Source organism: Pseudonocardia pini (assembly GCF_013870575.1).
Classification (GTDB): Bacteria; Actinomycetota; Actinomycetes; order Mycobacteriales; family Pseudonocardiaceae; genus Pseudonocardia; species Pseudonocardia pini.
This window is the reverse complement of record NZ_JACBXB010000394.1, coordinates 1-5,060: the sequence shown is the minus strand read 5'-3', so window position 1 is coordinate 5,060 and position 5,060 is coordinate 1. Positions and strand designations below refer to the sequence as shown.

6 protein-coding genes are annotated in these 5,060 nt (G+C 73.6%); all 6 read right to left on the bottom strand.

The genetic code is table 11. The features are described 5' to 3' along the window. Positions 1–564, bottom strand: a 564-nt coding sequence (locus H5J29_RS20430; protein WP_181782659.1) for an enoyl-CoA hydratase/isomerase family protein, incomplete at its 3' end; no start/stop codon positions are given. Next, on the bottom strand, positions 561–962 hold the full coding sequence (locus tag H5J29_RS20425; RefSeq protein WP_181782658.1) for a Zn-ribbon domain-containing OB-fold protein: 402 nt from the start codon (positions 960–962) through the stop codon (positions 561–563). The genes H5J29_RS20425 and H5J29_RS20430, both read right to left, overlap by 4 nt. Positions 963–996: 34 nt before the next feature. After that, positions 997–2,175, bottom strand: coding sequence for a thiolase C-terminal domain-containing protein (locus tag H5J29_RS20420; RefSeq protein ID WP_181782657.1), 1,179 nt, complete (start codon positions 2,173–2,175; stop codon positions 997–999). Then, positions 2,172–2,993: an enoyl-CoA hydratase-related protein gene (locus H5J29_RS20415; RefSeq protein ID WP_181782656.1), complete on the bottom strand. Its 822-nt coding sequence runs from the start codon at positions 2,991–2,993 to the stop codon at positions 2,172–2,174. The genes H5J29_RS20420 and H5J29_RS20415 overlap by 4 nt, the downstream gene beginning before the upstream one ends. Positions 2,994–3,011: 18 nt before the next feature. Then, entirely contained in the window at positions 3,012–4,205 is a 1,194-nt protein-coding gene (locus H5J29_RS20410; protein WP_181782655.1) for a CaiB/BaiF CoA transferase family protein, read from the bottom strand. Then, positions 4,202–5,060: CaiB/BaiF CoA transferase family protein (locus H5J29_RS20405; protein WP_181782654.1), on the bottom strand; the 859-nt coding region annotated here is incomplete at its 5' end. The genes H5J29_RS20405 and H5J29_RS20410, both read right to left, overlap by 4 nt.

The following is a 5,060-nucleotide window of genomic DNA, read 5'->3' as shown; positions in this document are numbered from 1 at the left end:
GACCAGGCCGACCTCGTGGGCCCGCTGCGCGGACACGGGCTCACCCAGCATGAGCAGCTCCTTGGCGATCGCCGCGGGCACCATGCGCGGCAGCCGGGCGACCGACCCGCCGCCGGGGATGAGCCCGCGCTGCACCTCGCTGAGGGCGAACCGGACGTGCTCGCCCGCCACCCGGAGGTCCGCGGCCAGCGCGAGCTCCATGCCGCCCGCGAAGCAGAGCCCGTTGACCGCGGCCACGATCGGCTTCGGGTACTCGGTGGTCCGCAGCATCGCCGTGTTCATGACCCCGCGCTGGTCGGCGAGCAGCCGCTCGTCCCACTCGTCCTCGGGCCCCCGGGAACGGGTGAGCAGCGTGATGAGGCTGCGGAGGTCACCGCCCGCGGAGAAGGTCTCCGCGCCTGCGCCGGTGAGCACCGCGACGCGGATGTCGGCGTCCTCGCGCACGCGGGTCCAGGCGTCGGCGAGGCGCACGACCATCTCGGGGTTCATGGCGTTGCGCTTGTCCGGCCGGTTGAGCGTGATCGTGGCGATCCCACCCGCGACCTCCACCTCCACGACGCTCACGACGCCACCCGGAACACGGGGAAGCTCACGGTCTCGTCGTCCTCGAAGTCCACCTGCAGCCGGACACCGATCGCGAGGTCCGCCGGGTCGGTCCCGATCACCGTCGAGGTCAGCCGGGGCCCCTCGTCCAGCTCGACGATCGCGATCACGTACGGGACCCGGTCCGCCAGCCTCCGGTGGGTGGCCCGGCGCGCGACGGTGTAGCTGTACAGCGTCCCGCGACCGGTCGCCGCGACCCAGTCGAGCCGGGAGGACCCGCACACCGGGCACACCGGGCGCGGGTAGAACACGGCCGAGGAGCAGCCCCCGCAGCGTTGGATCGTCAGCTCGTGCCGGGCGCAGGCCGCCCAGAACGGGCGGGTGACGGGGGAGGGGTGCGGGGTCGGCCTGCCGGTCATGACGCCGCCTCCGCGGGAAGGAGCACGTCGGCGGTCACGAGACAACCACCCCGAGGACGACGCTGGCCTGTTCGCTCATGATCCCTCCGTTGCCGTGCACGAACGCATAGCGCAGGTCCCTGACCTGGCGTCCCTCCCCGCGGTCCTGGAGCTGGAGGACGGCCTCGGTCACGTGGCTCATCCCGCCCGCCACGTCGGACTGGCCGAACGAGAGCTGCCCGCCGTGGGTGTTCAGCGGGAACGACCCGCGCCACGTCAGGTCGTGGTCGCCGACGAACGCCGCCGCCTCGCCCTTCGCGCAGAACCCGGCGTCCTCGAGGGTCAGCAGGACGGTGCTCGTGTAGCAGTCGTAGAGCGAGGCGAGGCCGATCGCGGAGCGGGCGACGCCGGCGGCCGCGAAGGCCCGGTCGGCCGAGTCCTTGATCGCGGTGTCGGTCAGCGACGGCGCGTAGGTGATCGTCTTGTGGGTGACCGCCTCGCCGGCGCCGAGGATCGGGACCGCCGGGCGCGGCGCCCGGAGGGCGAGGTCGCCGCGCACCACGACGACAGCCGCCGCGCCCCCGGTCGGCAGCACGCAGTCCAGCTTCCGCAGCGGGTCGGCGATCAGCTCCGAGGCCAGTACCTCGTCCACGTCCAGCGGGCGCCCGGAGAAGTAGGCCTTGGGCTGGTGGGCGGCGTTCGCCCGCTGCGCGACCGCGATCTCGGCCCGCGCCCGCGCGGTGTCGCCGAACTCGTGCTCGTAGCGCATGGCGATCATCGCGTATCCCTCGGTGGCGCCGATGTTGCCGTAGGGCACGTCGAACTCGCGCCACGGCGAGAGGTCGGCGGTGCGCCGGGTCGGGCCGGTATGGGTGGTGCCCGCGGTGGTGCGGGGCACGGCGGTGAGGCACAGGCAGACCGAGCACATCCCGGCCCGGATCGCGGCCGCCGCCCGCCACAGCATCCCGACGGCGGTGGCGCCGCCGAGGTCGACGCTGTCGGCGTACCCCAGCCGCATCCCGAGGTACTCGCCGAGCGTGGACGGCACCAACCTGCTCGCGACGTCCATCGGGTGGGTCAGCAGGCCGTCGACGTCCGAGAGCCCGAGCCCCGCGTCGGCGAGCGCCTCGACGGCGATCGACGCCGACAGGGTCAGGTCCGTCTCGTCACCGGTGTCGCGGACCGGGGCGCGCTCGGCCACGCCCACGATCGACGGCGGTGGAACGGCGCTCACCGGCCGAACCTCGGGGCGCGCTTCTCGATCAGCGCTCGGACGCCCTCGCCGTAGTCGGGATGCCGCATGAGCTCGCCGATCAGCTCCTTGCTCCGGTCGACGGACGCGGCGGGGTTCGAGGAGAGCAGGTCGTCGTAGAGCTGGCGCTTGGTCACCGTGGTGGCGTTGGGGGACAGGGCGGCGAGCTGCTCGGCGTACTCGGTGACGGCGCCCGCGAACTCGTCGGGGCCGAGCACCCGGTTGAAGAAGCCCATCTCGCCGAGCTCCTGGGCACGCAGGATGCGGCCGCTGAGCAGGATGTCCGCGGCCCGGGTGAGGCCGACCAGCCGGGGCAGGATCCAGGACAGCCCGTACTCGGCGGGCATGGCGAGCTTCGGCGTGGCTGTGGTGACCTTCGCGTCGTGCATCCCGAACCGGATGTCGGAGAAGGCCGCGATGGCCATCGCGACTCCCGCACAGGCCCCGTTGACCGCACAGACCAGGGGGAACCGCAGACCCAGCTGCCAGGTGACGTCCGCGTCGAACTCGCGGCGCACCCCGTGGCCGGGGGTCGCGGCGGCCTTCGGGAGCCCGGTGTCGAAACCGTCGCCACCGACGTAGCCGGACAACGCCTTCGAGTCCGCCCCGACGCAGAACGCGCGCCCCGCGCCGGTGAGCACCGCGACCCGGACGGCGTCGTCCTTCTCGAGCTCGGCCATGATCCACCGGTACTCGGCATGCATCCGCGCCGACCACGAGTTGCCCCGGTCGGGGCGGTTCAGCGTGACGGTGGCGACGCCGCTCTGCGCGACGTCGACGGTCGTGACCTTCAGCTCCACGTCGACCTCCGATCCTGCTCAGACATGGCGGACCACCCCGTCGGCGGCGAGCCGTGCGACGGCCTCGTCGTCGTAGCCGAGCTCGGCGAGCACCGCATCGGTGTCCGCGCCCAGCACGGGGGACGAGGCCCCGGTGCCGGCGCGCACACCGTCGACGAGCAGCGGGGACGCGAGGTTGCGCACCCTGCCGACGGCGGGATGGGTCGACTCGAAGGCGAGTCCCCGGCCCTGGACCAGGGGAGACTCCAACGCGTCCTTGAGCGAGTTCACCGGGGCGGCGGGCACGCCCGCCGCGGTCAGCTCGCGGACCCAGGTCGCGATGTCCGCGCCCCCGAGCCGCTCGGCGAGGACCTCGTCGAGCGCCTGCTCGTTCCGCTTGCGCTCCCGCGCGTCGGCGAAGCGCTCGTCCTCGGCCGCCCACGGGAGGTCCAGCACCCGGGTCAGGGCCGCCCAGTGCTCGGGCCGGACCGCGGAGAGCACCAGCCAGCCGTCGAGGGCGCGGTAGCGGCCGTGCGGTGCGGTGTCCCGCGCACGGCTCCCGGTGCGCGTGGTGTCCTGGGCACCGAGGAGGTGGTGCTGCGCGACGTCGGACAGCAGCCCGATCAGCACGTCGTGCAGCGCGAGATCGGCCCAGCACCCCCTGCCGTCGTGTTGCCGCCCCCGCAGGCCGGCCAGGACGGCGAGCGCGAGGTACAGCCCACCGGCCATGTCGCCGATCGGCACCCCGATCCGGGCGGGCCGCTCGTCCACCTCACCGGTCAGCTCGATCATCCCCGCCATGGCCTGGTTGACCAGGTCGAACGAGATCTTGTCCTGGAGCGGCCCGGTCGCGCCGAAGCCGGACAGCGAGCAGAACACGAGCCCGGGACGGCGCTCGGCGAGGACCTCGTGGCCCAGCCCCAGCCTCGCCATGACCCCCGGCCGGAAGTTCTCGACCAGGACGTCGGCGCGGTCGACGAGGTCGAGCAGGACGGCGCGGCCCGCCTCGGTCTTGAGGTCGAGGGTGACGCTGCGCTTGCCGCGGTTGAGGGACATGAAGTAGGCGCTCTCCTCCCCCCACAGGGGCAGGTTGCGCCGGGTCGGGTCGCCGATCCGCGGCTCCTCGACCTTCACCACCTCGGCCCCCAGGTCGGCCAGCACCTCGGTGGCGCACGGGCCGGCGAACATCCTGGTCAGGTCCAGGACGCGGATTCCGGCGAGCGGAGGGGTCATCGGGCGGTCCGTTCGTCGTCGGTCGTGAGCCCGGCCAGCACCGCGGCGGTGTCCGCCCCGCGTTCGGGCACGGCGCCGGGGGCCGGACGGAACCGGGTCCCGTCGGGCCCGTGGAGGTGGAACGGCGAGGCGACGGTCGGCACCGCCGCGCCGTCCGGCGCCGCCACCGACGCCGTCATTCCGCGGGTCACGGTGTGCTCCAGTGAGAGCGCACCCGCCAGGGTGAGCACCGGTCCCGCGGGCACGTCCGCCGCCGCGAAGGTCGACACCCACTCCTCGACGGTGCGCTCCCGCAGGATCGGCACGAACTCCGCGAGGAGCTCCTCCTTGGCCCGCAGCCGACGGGCGAAGCTGCGGTAGCGATCGTCTCCCGCCAGGTCCGCGCGACCGGTCGCGGTGGCGAAGTTGCGCCAGAACCGAGCGGTGAACGGGGCCACGACCACCTCGCCGTCGGCGGCCTCGAACGAGTTGTACGGGAAGATCGTCGAGTGCCCGGTCCCGACCCGGGCGGGCACCTCGCCGTCGGCGAAGTAGCCGACGGCCATATAGCTCAGCAGGGCCACGGCGACGTCGATCTTGGCGACCTCGATCCGGCGGGCGCCGCCGGAGACCACGCCTGCCAGGACACCGATGGCCGCGTAGACACCGGTGCCGAGGTCGGCGATCGGGATGCCCGACTCGCAGGGCGGGCCGCCCTCGAAGCCCGTCAGGTCCATGTTCCCGGACAGCGCCTGGACCAGCAGGTCCTCTGAGTCGGGATCCGTGACGGGCCTGCCGTCGACGGGCCCCGCGCCGAATGCGCTGATCGTGCAGTGCACCCGGCCTTCGAGCCCCGGCGCCCCGCCGGCCCGCCAC

Bases quoted from the DNA above. Each gene is read 5' to 3' on its own strand.
- H5J29_RS20425 (WP_181782658.1), bottom strand. From the start codon at position 962: ATGACCGGCAGGCCGACCCCGCACCCCTCCCCCGTCACCCGCCCGTTC.
- H5J29_RS20410 (WP_181782655.1), bottom strand. From the start codon at position 4,205: ATGACCCCTCCGCTCGCCGGAATCCGCGTCCTGGACCTGACCAGGATG.